The sequence below is a fragment of the Microbacterium meiriae genome, from assembly GCF_040686935.1.
GTDB classification, from domain to species: Bacteria; Actinomycetota; Actinomycetes; order Actinomycetales; family Microbacteriaceae; genus Microbacterium; species Microbacterium meiriae.
Genome location: NZ_JBFBMF010000001.1, coordinates 416,766 through 431,605, shown reverse-complemented (window position 1 = coordinate 431,605; position 14,840 = coordinate 416,766). Strand labels below are relative to the sequence as shown.

The 14,840-nt window shown below is 69.9% G+C and carries 21 protein-coding genes; 17 read left to right on the top strand and 4 right to left on the bottom strand.

Annotated features, from left to right (window positions below; all coding sequences use genetic code 11):
- Positions 1–6: 6 nt before the first annotated feature.
- Positions 7–831, bottom strand: coding sequence for a CPBP family intramembrane glutamic endopeptidase (locus tag AB0P08_RS02065; protein WP_363587828.1), 825 nt, complete (start codon positions 829–831; stop codon positions 7–9).
- Positions 832–995: 164 nt separating this feature from the next.
- On the opposite strand from AB0P08_RS02065, the gene AB0P08_RS02060 reads away from it, so the two are divergent.
- Positions 996–1,157, top strand: a complete 162-nt coding sequence (locus tag AB0P08_RS02060) for a hypothetical protein (protein WP_363587826.1) — start codon at positions 996–998, stop codon at positions 1,155–1,157.
- A 6-nt stretch (positions 1,158–1,163) separates the two neighbouring features.
- Here AB0P08_RS02060 and AB0P08_RS02055 read toward each other — a convergent pair whose 3' ends face one another.
- Both AB0P08_RS02055 and AB0P08_RS02050 read right to left on the bottom strand, forming a co-directional pair.
- Positions 1,164–2,831, bottom strand: coding sequence for an MDR family MFS transporter (locus tag AB0P08_RS02055; protein ID WP_363587824.1), 1,668 nt, complete (start codon positions 2,829–2,831; stop codon positions 1,164–1,166).
- Positions 2,831–3,442 carry a TetR family transcriptional regulator gene (locus AB0P08_RS02050; RefSeq protein WP_363587822.1) on the bottom strand — a complete coding sequence of 204 codons (612 nt, stop codon included), beginning with the start codon at positions 3,440–3,442 and terminating at the stop codon, positions 2,831–2,833. Before AB0P08_RS02050 ends, AB0P08_RS02055 begins: the two co-directional genes overlap by 1 nt.
- A 175-nt stretch (positions 3,443–3,617) precedes the next feature.
- On the opposite strand from AB0P08_RS02050, the gene AB0P08_RS02045 reads away from it, so the two are divergent.
- From AB0P08_RS02045 to AB0P08_RS02005, 9 genes are all read left to right on the top strand, one after another.
- Entirely contained in the window at positions 3,618–4,055 is a 438-nt protein-coding gene (locus AB0P08_RS02045; protein ID WP_363587820.1) for an Asp23/Gls24 family envelope stress response protein, read from the top strand.
- Positions 4,052–4,243, top strand: a complete 192-nt coding sequence (locus AB0P08_RS02040; RefSeq protein ID WP_025104398.1) for a DUF2273 domain-containing protein — start codon at positions 4,052–4,054, stop codon at positions 4,241–4,243. The genes AB0P08_RS02045 and AB0P08_RS02040 overlap by 4 nt, the downstream gene beginning before the upstream one ends.
- Positions 4,240–4,581 carry a hypothetical protein gene (locus AB0P08_RS02035; RefSeq protein WP_363587818.1) on the top strand — a complete coding sequence of 114 codons (342 nt, stop codon included), beginning with the start codon at positions 4,240–4,242 and terminating at the stop codon, positions 4,579–4,581. Before AB0P08_RS02040 ends, AB0P08_RS02035 begins: the two co-directional genes overlap by 4 nt.
- Positions 4,578–5,144 carry a hypothetical protein gene (locus AB0P08_RS02030; RefSeq protein WP_363587816.1) on the top strand — a complete coding sequence of 189 codons (567 nt, stop codon included), beginning with the start codon at positions 4,578–4,580 and terminating at the stop codon, positions 5,142–5,144. Before AB0P08_RS02035 ends, AB0P08_RS02030 begins: the two co-directional genes overlap by 4 nt.
- The gene (locus AB0P08_RS02025; RefSeq protein ID WP_292797051.1) at positions 5,141–5,839 is read left to right on the top strand and encodes a hypothetical protein; all 699 of its coding nucleotides are present in this window, start codon (positions 5,141–5,143) and stop codon (positions 5,837–5,839) included. The genes AB0P08_RS02030 and AB0P08_RS02025 overlap by 4 nt, the downstream gene beginning before the upstream one ends.
- 14 nt (positions 5,840–5,853) lie before the next feature.
- Complete coding sequence (locus tag AB0P08_RS02020; protein ID WP_363587814.1) at positions 5,854–6,027, top strand: CsbD family protein; 174 nt, start codon at positions 5,854–5,856, stop codon at positions 6,025–6,027.
- A gap of 117 nt (positions 6,028–6,144) precedes the next feature.
- On the top strand, positions 6,145–6,711 hold the full coding sequence (locus AB0P08_RS02015; protein WP_259953005.1) for an RNA polymerase sigma factor: 567 nt from the start codon (positions 6,145–6,147) through the stop codon (positions 6,709–6,711).
- The gene (locus AB0P08_RS02010; RefSeq protein WP_363587812.1) at positions 6,708–7,310 is read left to right on the top strand and encodes a hypothetical protein; all 603 of its coding nucleotides are present in this window, start codon (positions 6,708–6,710) and stop codon (positions 7,308–7,310) included. The genes AB0P08_RS02015 and AB0P08_RS02010 overlap by 4 nt, the downstream gene beginning before the upstream one ends.
- Positions 7,307–7,696: a hypothetical protein gene (locus AB0P08_RS02005; protein WP_363445499.1), complete on the top strand. Its 390-nt coding sequence runs from the start codon at positions 7,307–7,309 to the stop codon at positions 7,694–7,696. Before AB0P08_RS02010 ends, AB0P08_RS02005 begins: the two co-directional genes overlap by 4 nt.
- Before the next feature lie 24 nt (positions 7,697–7,720).
- Here AB0P08_RS02005 and AB0P08_RS02000 read toward each other — a convergent pair whose 3' ends face one another.
- Positions 7,721–8,566 (bottom strand): SDR family oxidoreductase, encoded by an 846-nt coding sequence (locus AB0P08_RS02000; RefSeq protein WP_363587810.1) that lies wholly within the window; start codon positions 8,564–8,566, stop codon positions 7,721–7,723.
- A 93-nt stretch (positions 8,567–8,659) separates the two neighbouring features.
- Between AB0P08_RS02000 and AB0P08_RS01995 the strand changes: the two genes are divergently transcribed.
- The 7 genes from AB0P08_RS01995 to glmM all read left to right on the top strand — a co-directional run bounded on the left by AB0P08_RS01995 (position 8,660) and on the right by glmM (position 14,794).
- Entirely contained in the window at positions 8,660–9,025 is a 366-nt protein-coding gene (locus AB0P08_RS01995) for a winged helix-turn-helix transcriptional regulator (protein ID WP_187663379.1), read from the top strand.
- A 98-nt stretch (positions 9,026–9,123) separates the two neighbouring features.
- Positions 9,124–10,662: an APC family permease gene (locus AB0P08_RS01990; protein ID WP_363445500.1), complete on the top strand. Its 1,539-nt coding sequence runs from the start codon at positions 9,124–9,126 to the stop codon at positions 10,660–10,662.
- A 38-nt stretch (positions 10,663–10,700) separates the two neighbouring features.
- Positions 10,701–11,549, top strand: a complete 849-nt coding sequence (truA, locus tag AB0P08_RS01985) for a tRNA pseudouridine(38-40) synthase TruA (RefSeq protein WP_363587808.1) — start codon at positions 10,701–10,703, stop codon at positions 11,547–11,549.
- A 53-nt stretch (positions 11,550–11,602) separates the two neighbouring features.
- Entirely contained in the window at positions 11,603–12,271 is a 669-nt protein-coding gene (locus AB0P08_RS01980; RefSeq protein ID WP_136052048.1) for an endonuclease/exonuclease/phosphatase family protein, read from the top strand.
- Between the two features lie 191 nt (positions 12,272–12,462).
- Positions 12,463–12,909 carry a 50S ribosomal protein L13 gene (gene rplM, locus AB0P08_RS01975; protein ID WP_187663382.1) on the top strand — a complete coding sequence of 149 codons (447 nt, stop codon included), beginning with the start codon at positions 12,463–12,465 and terminating at the stop codon, positions 12,907–12,909.
- A 26-nt stretch (positions 12,910–12,935) separates the two neighbouring features.
- Positions 12,936–13,421, top strand: coding sequence for a 30S ribosomal protein S9 (gene rpsI / locus AB0P08_RS01970; RefSeq protein WP_025104384.1), 486 nt, complete (start codon positions 12,936–12,938; stop codon positions 13,419–13,421).
- Positions 13,422–13,435: 14 nt separating this feature from the next.
- The gene (gene glmM, locus AB0P08_RS01965; RefSeq protein ID WP_144880707.1) at positions 13,436–14,794 is read left to right on the top strand and encodes a phosphoglucosamine mutase; all 1,359 of its coding nucleotides are present in this window, start codon (positions 13,436–13,438) and stop codon (positions 14,792–14,794) included.
- The last annotated feature ends 46 nt before the right edge of the window (positions 14,795–14,840 follow it).

Genomic DNA, 14,840 nt, shown 5'->3' with positions numbered 1-14,840 from the left:
GGGCGGTCAGCGCTGCGGGGCGACGGTGTCGGGTGCGGAAGCCCCGACCCGGCCACGGATGAAGATCATCAGCACGAGACCCGCGACGATCACGACGATGTTGCCGAGCCCCGCGACCGCGGTGAGCCCGCCTTCGGCGGGGTGCAGCGTCTGCAGGAAGATACTCGGATCGGTGCTGGCGTGCAGGAGGATCGGGGCGATGATCGTCCCGGTGACCCGGAGCGCGAGGTACATGCAGATCCCGAACGCGAACGTGTAGACGAGCTGGAACAGCGTCGGGAGCAGATCTTGCCCCGTCAGGAGATTCCCCGCGTGCAGAGCGGCGAAGATCGCCGCGGAGACCACCGCGACGACCAGTTCGCGTGCGCCGGCGTCCCGCATCATCTTCACGACGAGGCCGCGAGTGAGGACCTCCTCCGCGAAACCGATGGCGAGTCCCGCGAGCAGCCAGGTCGCCACCACGTCAAGTCCGACGCTGCCATCCTCGATCGTGAGGAAGCGGAGGACGTTGAACAGCAGGACCGCGACGATCGCGATCCACATCCACCCCGCTCCCCGGATGAGCTGGGGTCCGAACACGGGTCGCCACCACCCGACCGAGGCGATGAACGCGACCAGCAGGAGGCCCCCGACGAGGATCGGCAGGACGTCGTAGACGAGGACGCCGGCTGCACTCGCCGGATCGTCGACCTGCGCGGCCAGCGGGAGGAAGGCCAGCGAGAGCAGCTGATAGAGCCCGTAATACACGGCCGCGAGCAGGAGGGCGCGCCACCAGCCTCCGCGATCCCAGAAGCGCTGCCAGGCGGAACGGTGCGGTGCGGCGTCGATCACGGGTGCTCCTCGAGAGGGGAGGGGGAGGGGGCGAAGAGCTCCAGTCTGGTGGCTCCACCCCCGGCTAGTGGGCGTGCGGCGGCGACACGCCGTGTCAACCCCCTCGGCCGCGTCGGCGCCCTCGCGCAGACTGGCCGTCCGGATCCCCAACATCAGGAGGCGCCATGTCCGACACGTCGAACAGCCAGGACAACCAGGAGGAGGTCGAGGCCATCGGCGTCGACCCCGACTTCGTCACCACCGATCACGACCCCGAGCCTGACGACCTTCCGGCGACGGGCGGTGGGGAGGACGACGACGACGTCGACGTCGCCGACCTCCCCTAGCGCGGGCTACCTGCCCGTGGACGCCGAGCCGGTCTCTCCCGGCTCGGCGTCCGCGCGTCCGGCATCGACGCGTCCGGCGGTGCGGAGCTCGGCCTCGAGGCGCTCGGCCTCCTCGCCGCTGATCGCCTCGCCGCGCGCGACGAGACCCGCCTGATCCGACAGCGGGATCTGCTTGAGGAACAGCGACAGGATGAGCGCGAGCGCGATGAAGGGCACGAGGTACCAGAACACCGGGGCGAGGGCGTCCGCATACGCCGTGACGATGCCGTCGCGGACCTCGTCCGGCAGGCTGTTCAGCGTGGCGGGGTCGATCGTGGACGCGGCCTCGGAGGCGGCCTCGGGGGACGCCCCGGCGCCGGCGAACACGCCGAGCAGGTTCTCCGTGAGACGTGTGGTGAAGATCGTGCCGAACACCGCCGTCCCCAGCGAGGCGCCGACCTCGCGGAAGTAGTTGTTCGTGCTCGTGGCGGTGCCGATCTCGCCCGCCGGGACGGCGTTCTGCACGACGAGCACGACGACCTGCATGATGAGGCCGAGCCCGGCGCCGAAGACGAACAGGAATGCGCAGATCAACCAGATCGGCGTCTCCGCCGACAGCGTGGTCATGGCGACCATCGCGATGCCGGTGATGATCGTGCCGAGGATCGGATAGATCTTGTACTTCCCGGTCTTCGAGATCGCGAGGCCGGAGAAGATCGAGGTCCCCATGAGGCCGACCATCATCGGGATCATCAGCAGCCCGGAGGCGGCGGCGGAGGTGCCGGACGACATCTGCAGGAACGTCGGGACGAAGCCGATCGCCGCGAACATGCCGATGCCGAGGACGAGGCCGATCGCCGTGGCGTTCACGAAGATCGGGTTGCGGAAGAGGCTGAGCGGGATGATCGGGTCCTGCACCCGGGACTCGGTGATGACGAACGCCGTCGCCGACACCACGAGCCCGGCGCCCCAGGCCCAGGTCGCGAGCGAGTCCCAGCCGAACGCGGCGTCGCCGCCGAAGTCGGTGAAGAAGATGAGGCAGGTCGTGGCGGCGGACAGGAAGAGCACGCCGAGGATGTCGATCGGCTTCTCCGCCTTCTTGCTGGGGAGCTTCAGAGCCACGAGGGCGATGAGGAACGCGGCGATGCCGAGCGGGATGTTGATGTAGAACGCCCACTGCCAGGTCATGTGGTCGACGAAGAAACCGCCGAGGAGCGGTCCGGCGACGGCGGAGAGGCCGAACACCGCGCCGAGCGGACCCATGTACTTGCCGCGCTCGTTGGCGGGCACGATGTCGGCGATGATCGCCTGCGACAGGATCATGAGCCCGCCGCCGCCGAGACCCTGGAGGGCACGGAAGACGACGAACATCCAGAAGTCCGTCGCGAATGCGCAGCCCACCGAGGCCAGCGTGAACAGGGCGATGGCGACGAGGAAGAGCGACCGTCGTCCCAGCACGTCGCCGAACTTGCCGTAGATGGGCATGACGATGGTGGTGGCGAGCAGGTAGGCGGTGGTGATCCAGACCTGATGGTCGACGCCGCCGAGCTGGCCGACGATCGTGGGCATCGCCGTCGACACGATGGTCTGGTCGAGGCTCGCGAGCAGCATGCCCGCGATCAGGGCGCTGAAGATGATCCAGATGCGGCGCTTCGTGAGGAGGAAGGGCGCATCCGCGGTGACGGTGGCGGACATCAGTGGGCTTTCTGTGAAGGGGAGTAGAGATCGCGCGCGAGGCGCAGTCGGCGGGCGATGAGGTCGGCGAACGGCTCGGTGGAGTGGTGATGCAGCAGCTGCTCCATGCAGAGGCGGACGAGCGCGCCGACGGAGTGGACGAGCACCTCGGCGCGGAGCTCCGCGTCGGTGGCACCGCCGATGCGGCGCGCGACGAGGGCGATGTCGCGGCGCTCGTGCTTCTCCTGCTGCTCGAACGCCGCGCGCAGCAGTCGCGGCTCCTGCTCGATGACGGCGAACAGCTCGGCGGCGTGCTCGATCGGATCGAAGAGGGCGAAGCGCTCGACGGTGAGCTGCACGAAGTCGTCCAGGAGATCGCCGTCGCGCTCGAGGAAGACCGCTTCGAGCTCCTCCTGGCGGGAGTCGATCACGGCGAACCCGAAGACGGCGTTCTCCTTGCTCTCGAAGTAGTTGAAGAACGTGCGCCGGGAGACTCCGGCGTCGGCGCACAGCTCTTCGACCGTGAAGCCGGCGAAGCCCCGCTCGGCCGTCAGGCGGCGCGCGGCCTCGGTGAGTGCCCGCGTGGTCCGCCGCTTGCGTTGCTCCCTCGTGGATTCTGCACTGTTCTCCATAGAGTGCAACTTTGCACTCTGAACCTTGGAGTGCACTGAAAGTCGCCGCCGAGGAAGGCGCGGAGATTCGTTCCGAGAAGTTTGTGACATTCTGTGCTCCCCGACCGTCTTAGTGGTGTCGTGAGAACACGGCCCGCGCGGAAACCGCGTGGACACACGGATGAAGGAGCTCGAGATGGCGAACGTGACTGGGGCCACCCAGCCCAAGGCTCAGGTCGTCCCGGCGTCGCAGGGGGCGGCGGGGAAGACGACGATCGAGGATGCGGTGGTCGCGAAGATCGCCGGCATCGCGGCGCGGGAGGTCGACGGCGTCTACGCGCTCGGCGGTGGCGCCGCGCGCATGATGGGTGCGATCCGCGACGCCCTCAACACGACCGACCTCGCGCAGGGGATCAGCGTCGAGGTCGGCGAGACGCAGGTGGCCGTCGACGTGACGATCGTGGCGGAGTACCCGGTATCCCTGCAGAAGGTGGCCGACCAGGTGCGGGTCGCGATCCACCGGGCCATGGTGGAGCTGGTGGGCATGGACGTCGCCGAGGTGAACGTGACCGTCAACGACGTGCACATCCCCTCGGAGGACGACGACGAGGCCCCGGAGGCGCGGGTCCAGTGAACGCCTCGGTGATCGGCGGAGCTGCGGCGACGGTGCTCGCGCTGACCTGGATCGTCTGGGGGTTCTGGGCGTTCCTGCTCGTCACCCTCGCGATGCTCGTCGGCGCCGTCGTCGGCCGCATCGTCGACGGTCGCCTGGACGTGCGGGCGCTCGCCGACGTCGTGCGGGGACGGCGATCGTCCTCATGAGCGTGGCGCAGACGGAGGGGCCGGCGGCCGTGGCGGGGGCCACGGTCGTCGAAGCCCGCGCGTTGCACCGGCTCGCTCTGGGGATCGTCCGGGATGCCGCTCGGGTCGGCACCGACGACGTGAGCGTTCAGCTCGCGGACCGTCGCGGCGATCTGCGGGTGTCCGTGGAGGTTCCGGTCGTGTTGAGCCGTCAGGGCACCGATCCCGTGAGCGCCCGGGCGGACGCCGTCCGCGACGCCGTCGTGCAGGGAATGCGCGACCTGGCAGCGCGTCACGTGGGAGCGGTGGACGTGCGCTTCGCCGGCGTCCGACGCGAGACGGAGAGGAGAGTGGCATGACGACGAACACCGCGACACCCCGGCGGCTCCTCCGCCGAGAGGCGAGGGCGACGCGCCGGGGCCCTGCGATCGCGCTCGCCCTGGTGCTGACCCTGGTCCTCGCCCTGTTGCTGGTCGGGGTGGCGGCGTGGGCCCTCGACGAGGGGTTCCGCACGCAGGCCGCCGCCTGGTTCGCGCCCGTCCCGGCGCTCCTGCAGATGCCCTCGGCCGTGATCGCGATCGGGGTCGTGCTTCTCCTCCTGGCGTTGCTCCTCTTCGCGCTCGCTGTGCTTCCGGGCCGGCGTGCGCGCCGCACACGTCTCGACACGCGGGCAGCGCTCGTGATCGACGACGGTGTGCTCGCCGACGCCGTCGCGGACGGGGTCGCACGGCGGATCGGGGTGCCGCGCGGGCAGGTGGGCGTGACCGTGGCCCGACGCGCGGCGCTGATCCGGGTCACTCCGACGAGTGGGGTGCCGGTGGATGCGGCTGCTGCCGAGGAGGCAGCGGCCCGAATGCTGGACGAGGTCGGCTTCCGGCTCTCGCCGCGGGTGCAGGTGGAACGGGAAGGAGTGATCGCATGACGTCGGCAGGGACGGCGGCGAACCGCGCGGTCCTCCTCGGGGGAGCGGCAGTGCTTCTGAGCGGGGGCGTCGTCCTCCTCGCCGGGGGGCTGCGGGGCACGGGCATGCTCCCGCCACCCTTCGAGGAGGTGCTCGCGCAGGCGGACGGCCTCGTGGCGTGGTCGGGGGCATGGGGCCTCGACATCCCCGGTGCGGGCTTCGTGCCGCTGTGGGCGATCGTGGGGATCGCCGCTGCGGCACTGCTCGTGGTCCTGCTCGTGGCCTTCCTGTTCACCCGCCGGCCGCGGCGGGAGCGCACCGTCCTCCGCCTCGTCGGCGGAGGAGGAACGACCACCGTCGACCGGAGCGTGGCGGAGGAGCTGCTCGCGGCGCCGCTCGCCGATCGGGCGGACGTGCTCGCGGCCCGGCTGACGAGCCGGAGAGTCGGGCGAGGGATCGCTCTCGGCCTCGTGGTGACCCCGCGCCCCGGTGCGGCTCTGGGCGGGCTGCTCGCGGCCGTCGATGACGTGGTGCAGGAGTGGGACGCCCTCACCGGCACCCGCATGCCGCTCGTCGTGCACGTCGCCGACCGCGGGTGGCGGGAGCTCTTCCGGTCGCGGCAGCGGATGCGTCGTTCGCTCGCGACGGGACGGACCGCGGCGCCGGAGGGCCGGAACGCCGCACGGACATCGACCCCGACCGTCGGGGTCGTGTGAGGAAAGGAGACGCCATGAGCGCGGAGAACAAGATCAAGGCCGCAGCCGAGAAGGTGGCGGGCAAGGCCAAGGAGGTCGTCGGCGACGTCACCGACAACGACAAGCTCGTCGCCGAGGGCAAGGCCGAGCAGGCCAAGGGCGATGTCAGGAACGCGGCCGAGGATGTCAAGGACACGTTCACCAAGTGACGGAGGGGGAGGAGACGCCCGTGCGGGCGTCTCTTCCGCCTGCGCGCATCGGGTCGTCACGATCCGACGCGGCGCGGGCTCCGAACGCCTGGGGAACCGTGAACGAGGGGTGGGGGAATGGCAGCCGACCGCTGGGGTGAGGCGCTGGAGCAGGCTGGGGACCGCATCGTCGCCGGCCGTGCGATGGATGGGGACGTCGCCGCATTCGCGGTGCTCGTGCGCAGGTACACGCCGATGATGAGGGCCTACACGCACAGGATGCTGAACGCATCGGCGGAGGTCGACGACATCGTGCAGGATGCGTTCGTGACCGCGTGGCAGCGGTTCGGTGAGCTGGAGGACCCCGCCAAGGTGAAGAGCTGGCTCATGCGGATCGTGAGCCGCAAGGCGGTGGACCGGCTGCGGCAGACGCGGCCGGCCCTCGACGTGGACGAGATCGACCGGCCCGCGCCGCCGCAGGCGTCGCCCGCCGCGGTCGTCGAAGCGCGAGCGGGTGTCGCGGCCCTCGGTGCCGCTCTGCGCGAGCTCCCCGAGGCCCAGCGCGAGTGCTGGGTGCTGCGGGAGCTGGGCGGCTACAGCTACGACGAGATCGCCGAGGAGCTCGGCATCCCCGTCAGCACGGTGCGCGGACTGCTGTCCCGCGCGCGACGATTCCTGATCACACGGATGGAGGCGTGGCGATGACCGATCACCACGAGGACGACCAGCTGCGCCGCCTCGGTCTCGAGCCCGCCGACCTGGACGGGCACACGATCGAGGATCTCAGCGATTACCTGGACGCCGGACGCACCCCGCGGAACCCCGCGATCGAGGAGTCTCCGGGATGCCAGCTCGCGCTCGACGCCCTGGAGAGGCTGCGCGGCCTCGGCAGCGAGCTGATGGATGACGACACGGCCTCTGCCGCGCCGGTGGACGAGAGCTGGGTGGACCGGATCCTCAGCGGCATCGCGATGGATGCCCAGGCAGGACGCCGTATCCCGTTCGCCTCCGACGATCCGGCCGTGGAGCTGGCGATCACCGAGGGTGCCGTGCGCGGACTGGTCCGTGCCGCGGAGGAGGCCGTCCCCGGGGTTCTGGTCGGCCGGTGCCGACTGGACGGCGACGTGACCGAGCCCGGAGCGCCGGTGCGGGTGATGATCGACGCGAGCGTGCGCCTGGGCGACCCTCTCCGCAGCGTCGCCGACCGGCTGCGCGCCGAGGTGGATGTCCGGCTGCGTCGTCACACCGAGCTGCAGGTCATGGCGATCGACGTCGCGATCACCGACGTCAGGGAGGGGGCATGATGGCCGACGCCGAGCTGACGAAGGAGGAGCGCGCGGATCTCGCGATCCGGATCGAGACCGCCCTGCGCGCCTGCTCGGGTGTGCGCGGTGTGTACCGCTCCGGATCGCTCGTCTCGAACCTCGTGCGTGCGGGGGCGGCCGCCTGGGGTGTCGAGCGCGGTGCCGACCCGATCGTGTCCGTCACCGCGGCACCGGAGGGCGTGGCGGTCGAGGCCGCGATCGGGGTCGACGGGCGGGTGAGCAGCGTCGCGACGCTGCGGCACGCCCGCGACACCGTGGATGCCGTGCTGCACGCGGACGGCCTGCGGCGCGACAGGCTCACGCTGACCGTCGCCTACGTGCAGAGCGCCGGGGAGCCGGTGCCGGGGGAGCGCCGCCGCCCGTGACGGCGGCCGGCGGCGCTCCTCACCTCACACCAGGGCGCGGAGGCCTTCGACGAGCGGTGTCGTCGGGCGGCCGATGAGGCGGCGGAGCGTGCCGTCGGTGTCTGCCAGTGCGCCGTCGCGGATACCGGCGTCGAGGGCGACGACGAAGCCGGCGGTGCCCTCATCGAGCCCGGCGGCGCGCAGCGCGGCGAGCTGCTCGTCCGCGGAGAGCGGGAGGAAGGTGACCTCGCGGCCGGTGACCTCGGTCATTGCGGCGGCAAGGTCGGCGTAGGTCCACGCGACGTCTCCGCCGAGCTCGTAGACGGCGCCGATGTGTCCATCCTCCGTGGCCACGGCCGCGGCGGCCTCGGCGTAGTCCTTCCGGCTGGCGGAGGCGACGCGGCCGTCTCCGGTGCCGGCGCTGAGGGTGCCGGTCTCGGCGGCGCGGGCGAGGTCGGCGGCGTAGTTCTCGGTGTACCAGTTGTTGCGGAGGATCACCGCGGGGAGGCCTGCGGCCGCGATGAGCTCCTCGGTGGCCTTGTGCTCGGGAGCCAGGACGAGGGTGCTCGTGGTGGCCTTCGGCGCGCTCGTGTAGATGAACTTCGACACGCCGGCGTCCTTCGCGGCGTCGATCACCGCCCGATGCTGCGCGACGCGCTGGCCCACCTCGGAGCCCGAGACGAGCACGACGGTGTCCACGCCGTCGAGCGCCGCGGCGACCGATTCCTGGTCGGTGTAGTCGAGACGGACGACGGGCACGCCGAGGTCGGCACCCTTGGCGAGGTCGCGGGCGCCGGCGCGGATCGCCTGCGGATTGACACCGCGCTGCAGGAGGGCGGCGACGATGAGGCGGCCGAGGTGACCGGTCGAACCGGTGACGAGGATGGTCATGGGAGTCCTTTCGTAGCTGACTCCCCGGACAACCCCGATAGCCGTCGTGAGCATTCCTTTCAGCAGGTACCCACTTTTCGGTAAGGTACCCACATGACGGTGAGTTTTGCGCAGATCCGCGATTCGCAGCCGGCCCTCTTCGATCAGGGGTGCGGCACGCGCGTCGTCCTGGACCACATCATGAGCAAGTGGGGCGTTCTGGTTCTCTCGTGTCTCTCCGACGGCACCCACCGCTGGGGAGAGCTGCGCCGACAAGTGGACGGCATCAGCGAGAAGATGCTCGCCTCCACCCTGCGCACGCTCACCGACGACGGCCTGGTGCACCGGGAATCGCTGCCGACGGTGCCGCCGCACGTCGAGTACAGCCTCACGCCGCTGGGGCGCGACCTGATGGAGCGGATGCTGCCCCTGATGGAGTGGGTGGCGGCGCACGCCGACGGAATGCTCGCTCGCGACTGACCCACGGAATCCTTCGTAGATCCCCACACGACGCGTGGAATCCGTCGCCGAAACAAAAGGATTGACGGGATACCGCGGCCCGCCGTACTGTTCTGAGCATGGCAACGACGCCCATCCACCTTGAACGACCCGACGGCAAGGGCCTGGCTGCAGGCACCCTCGGCCTGTGGGGATCCACCGTCATCGGTCTGGCCTCCACGGCCCCCGTCTACTCGCTCGTCGCGACGCTCGGCTTCGTCGTGCTCGCGGTGGGCGCCCAAGCACCGATCGCCTTCATCATCGCCTTCGTGCCGATGCTGCTGATCGCCTTCGCCTACCGGGAGCTCAACAACGCCGTCCCCGACTGCGGCACCACCTTCACCTGGGGCACCAAGGCCTTCGGCCCCTGGGTGGGATGGATGGGCGGCTGGGGCGTCGCGGTCGCCGGCATGGTCGTGCTCGCGAACCTGGCGCAGATCGCCTCCGTCTACTTCTGGTCGCTGATCGGACAGGACCTCGAGAACAACGACTGGCGGGTCGTCGTCGTGGCCGTGCTCTTCATCGCCGCCATGACCTGGGTGAGCTGGCGCGGCGTGGAGATCGGCGAGCGCATCCAGAACGTGCTCCTCGCGATCCAGTACCTGGCGCTGGCGATCTTCGTCGTCGCGGCCCTCTGGCAGTTCTTCACCGGCGACGCCCCCGACGCCACGCCGTTCGCGTGGGAGTGGCTGAACCCGTTCGGCTTCACCGACTGGTCGGGCTTCACGGAGGCCATCCTCCTGGCGCTCTTCATCTACTGGGGGTGGGACACCTGCCTCGCCCTCAACGAGGAGACCAAGGACCCGAAGCGCATTCCCGGCCGTGCCGCGGTGCTCACCTGCGTGATCCTCCTGGTGACGTACGTCGCCGTGACGATCGCCGCGATGATGTACGCCGGACTCGGCGAGGACGGCACGGGACTCGGCAACGAGGCCAACGCCGACGACTTCTTCCTCGCCATCAAGGATGGCCTGCTCGGCCCGTTCGGGTGGGTGCTCGTGGTCGCGGTCATCATCTCGGCGATCTCGTCCACCCAGACGACGATCCTCCCGACCGCCCGCGGCACGCTCGCGATGGGCGTGTACCGGGCGCTCCCGGCGAAGTTCAAGGACGTGCACCCCGTCTACAAGACGCCGTCGTTCTCGACGATCGTCATGGGCGTCGTGGCCTCCCTCTACTACGTCGGCATGACCCTCATCAGTGACAACATCCTCCAGGACTCGATCCTGTCGCTCGGACTCGCGATCGCGTTCTACTACGCGATCACCGGCTTCGCCTGCGTCTGGTACTTCCGCGCCGACCTGCGGCGCTCCGCTCGCGACCTGTTCTTCAAGGGGATCTTCCCGCTGGTCGGCGCCCTGCTGCTGACCGGGGCGTTCGTCCAGTCGGCGATCGACATGTGGGACGTCGACTACGGCTACACCGTGCTCTTCGGCATCGGCGGGACGTTCGTGATCGGCATCGGGTCGCTGGCGATCGGTCTGGTCCTGATGTTCCTCTGGTATCTCTTCCCGCGGTCGAAGCGGTTCTTCCGGGGCGAGAGCCTGAACCGGGAGACCCAGGTGATGGTTCCCGAGGAGCCGGGCGCGATGATCCGTTCGGTCGACGGCGGCATCTGACGCACGGGGTGCGCACGCGGCTGTCCTAGGCTGGCCTCGTGCGCATCCGGCTCGACATCGCCTACGACGGCACCCATTTCCGCGGGTGGGCCACGCAGCCCACGCTCCGCACGGTGCAGGGGACGGTGGAGGCGGCGCTCGCCCGGATCGTCGGCTCCGACGTGCGGTTCGTCGTCGCCGGGCGGACGGACGCCGGCGTGCATGCGAGCGGGCAGGTCGCGCACGTGGATCTCGACGAGGCGCAGTGGGCGCGGATCGAGGCGCGCCACGGCCGCGCCGCCGAGGACCCGGCCGGCAGCATCGCGGCGCGGATGCGCGGGGTGCTCGGCGCCTACCCCGACGTGACGGTCACCCGGTCCTCGCTCGCCCCCGAGGGGTTCGACGCGCGATTCTCGGCCGTCTGGCGTCGCTACCGCTACCGGCTCGCCGACGACCTCGCCGGATACGACCCGCTGCGGCGGCTCGACACCACCACCATCCGGGGGCGGCTGGACGCGGAGGCGATGGACGCCGCGGCGCAGACGCTCATCGGCCTCCACGACTTCGCCGCCTACTGCAAACCCCGTGAGGAGGCCACGACCATCCGTACGCTGCTCGATTACCGGTGGCAGCGTGACGCGGACGGGGTGCTCGTCGCGGAGGTCAAGGCCGACGCGTTCTGCCACAGCATGGTGCGGGCCCTCGTCGGCGCCTGTGCGGCTGTGGGGGAGGGGCGCCTGGACGTCGGCGATCTCGTCGTGCTCCGCGATGCGCTCACGCGGACGAGTGAGTTCAAGGTCCTCGCCGCCCGCGGGCTGACCCTCACGGAGGTCGGCTACCCGGCAGAGGAGCTCCTGGCCACCAGAGCCGCCCAGACCAGGGCCCGACGCGACCGCGAGAGCGACTGATCGCCGGGATCGGGAGCCGGGGCACAGATGGGGCGGGTAGCGTGGGGACGATCATGAAGGTCATCTCCTACAACCTGCGCAAGCACCGCGCCGCCGGCGAGCTCGCGGCGCTCGTCGATGAGCATGATCCCGACATCCTCTGCCTCCAGGAGTGCGATGTCCCGGAGCTTCCGGATCGGATCGGCGGTCTCGTGCTGGCGGACGCGACGCAGGGCAACAGGCTCGGCCTTGCCCTCTTCTATCGCGAGAGCACCTATCGTCTGCTCGGCATCCGCACCCTCGGCCTGAAGAAGTCGCTGCATGACCGCATCGCCAAACCTGCGCATGAGCGCGTCCTCGGCGCCCGCCTGCGCGACATCGACGACGGCGGCGAGTTCATCGTGGCGTCCTTCCATGCCGCGCCCCTGACGGCGTTGAACTCACTGCGCCGGCACCAGATCCGCGCGGCGCTCGCCGAGCTCGCGACGCTCGGCGAGGGGCTGCCGCAGCTCATGGTGGGGGATTACAACTACCCCGTCTTCAAGGAGAACCTCGGTCAGGCGGTGCGCGATCAGGGATACGCGCTGTCCCTCAGCGACGACCACACCTACACGCGGTACCGGGTCTTCCGCGGGCACTACGACTTCGCGACCTCGTCCGGCTTCGAGATCGAGCGCATCACCACGCTGCCGCAGCGCTCCAGCGACCACCGCCCGATCCTCGTGACGGTCCGTCCGAACTGACGCCCGTGCCGGCGGGTTTGGGGAATGCCGTTCCGGTGGCGTATGCTGACTCTTTGGTGCCCTTCCCTGCCTGCGGGGAAGATGCACATCCGAACGTGAGCCCTCCACTGGCGTGTTCCTCCCCGTAGGGAACGAACCACCCCGGAGTGGGATTCACGAACACCTCCGTTCGACAAGAAAGCAGCACTATCGTGACGCGCACTTACACCCCCAAGGCTGGCGAAGTCCAGCGCGACTGGGTCGTCATCGACGCCACCGACGTCGTTCTCGGCCGCCTGGCCTCGCACGCGGCGACGCTTCTGCGTGGCAAGCACAAGCCGACCTTCGCCAACCACATCGACTCGGGTGACTTCGTCATCATCGTGAACGCCGACAAGGTCGCGCTCACCGGTCAGAAGCTCCAGAAGAAGCTGGCCTACCGCCACTCCGGCTACCCGGGCGGCCTGAAGTCGGTCACCTACGCCGAGCTTCTCGAGAAGAACCCGGTCCGCGCCGTGGAGAAGGCCATCCGTGGCATGCTCCCGAAGAACAGCCTGGGCCGCCAGCAGCTGTCGAAGCTGAAGGTGTACACCGGTGCCGAGCACCCGCACGCCGCGCAGCAGCCCCAGCCGTACACCCTCGACCAGGTCGCCCAGTAAGCGCCGTACAGACTAAGGACATACTCGTGGCTGACATCCAGGACTCCACCGAAAACCTCCAGAACTTCTCGACGTCGACCCCGGAGACCGACGCGGTCGAGGCGGCTCCCCGCCCCGTGCTGAGCGTCCCCGGCGCCGCTGTCGGCCGTCGCAAGCAGGCCATCGCCCGCGTGCGTCTGGTCCCCGGCTCGGGCACCATCACGGTCAACGGCCGTACGCTCGAGGACTACTTCCCGAACAAGCTGCACCAGCAGCTGATCAACGACCCGTTCACCGCGCTGAACCTCGCCGGTGCGTACGACGTGATCGCCCGCATCTCGGGTGGTGGCGACTCCGGCCAGGCCGGCGCTCTGCGTCTCGGCATCGCGCGTGCCCTCAACGGCATCGACGCGGAGAACAACCGTCCGACCCTGAAGAAGGCCGGCTTCCTCTCGCGCGACGCTCGCGTCAAGGAGCGCAAGAAGGCCGGACTCAAGAAGGCCCGTAAGGCGCCTCAGTACTCGAAGCGTTAAGGTCCACTGCTCCGATGCCGATCTTTGGCACGGACGGCGTGCGAGGACTCGCCAATGGCATCCTCACCGCCGACCTGGCGCTCACCCTGGCCCAGGCGACTGCTGTCGTCCTGGGCCAGGGCCGTACGGCGGAGGCTCGCAAAGCCGAAGGCAAGCGACTCACCGCCGTCGTCGCCCGTGACCCCCGGGTCTCCGGGCACTTCCTGACCGCTGCCGTCGCCGCGGGCCTCGCGTCCTCCGGAGTCGACGTCCTCGAGGCCGGGGTCATCCCCACGCCGGCTCTGGCGTTCCTCGTGGCGGATCGCGATGCGGACTTCGGCGTGATGATCTCCGCCTCGCACAATGCGGCGCCCGATAACGGGATCAAGATCTTCGCCCGTGGCGGACGCAAGCTCCCCGACGTCGTCGAGCAGCGCATCGAGGAAGCCATGCATGGCGAGATGCTGCGCCCGACCGGTGCCGGCGTCGGCCGCATCGACCGCTTCTCCGATGCGGAGGACCGCTACGTCGTCCACCTGCTCGGCTCGCTGCCGCACCGCCTCGAGGGCGTCCACGTCGTGCTCGACTGCGCCCATGGCGCCGCTTCCGGGGTGTCTCCCGAGACGTTCCGCGACGCCGGTGCCGAGGTCACCGTGATCGGTGCCGACCCCGACGGCTGGAACATCAACGACGGCGTCGGCTCCACCCACCTCGACAACCTGGCCGAAGCCGTCGTCCGGCTCGGCGCCGACGTGGGCATCGCCCATGACGGCGACGCCGACCGCTGCCTCGCGGTGGACGCGCAGGGCAACGTCGTGGACGGCGATCAGATCATGGCGATCCTGGCGCTGTCGATGAAGGAGCGCGGCCGTCTCACCGACGACACGCTCGTCGCGACGGTCATGAGCAATCTGGGTCTGCACGTCGCGATGCGCGAGCACGGCATCACGGTGCGCCAGACGGCCGTCGGCGACCGCTACGTGCTCGAGGACATGAACGAGGGCGGGTACGCGCTCGGCGGCGAGCAGTCCGGCCACGTCATCATGAGCGAGTACGCGACCACGGGGGACGGCCTGCTCACAGGTCTCCATCTCGTGGCCGAGATGGCGCGGCAGGGCAAGTCCCTCGCAGAGCTCGCATCGGTCATGACGGTCTACCCGCAGCTGCTGATCAACGTCCGCGACGTCGACAAGGATCGCGTCGCCGAGGACGAGGTCGTGCAGCAGGCGGTGCGCGATGTCGAGGCTGAACTCGGCGACACCGGGCGCGTGCTGCTGCGCAAGTCCGGCACCGAGCCGCTCGTGCGGGTCATGGTCGAGGCCGCCGACTCCGAGTCGGCCCGGACCTACGCGGAACGTCTCGCGGCGGTCGTGCAGGAGCGCCTCGCGCTCTAAGACCGCCGTCTCCGAACCGGTCGGTCGCCTCGGCGGCCGGCCGGTT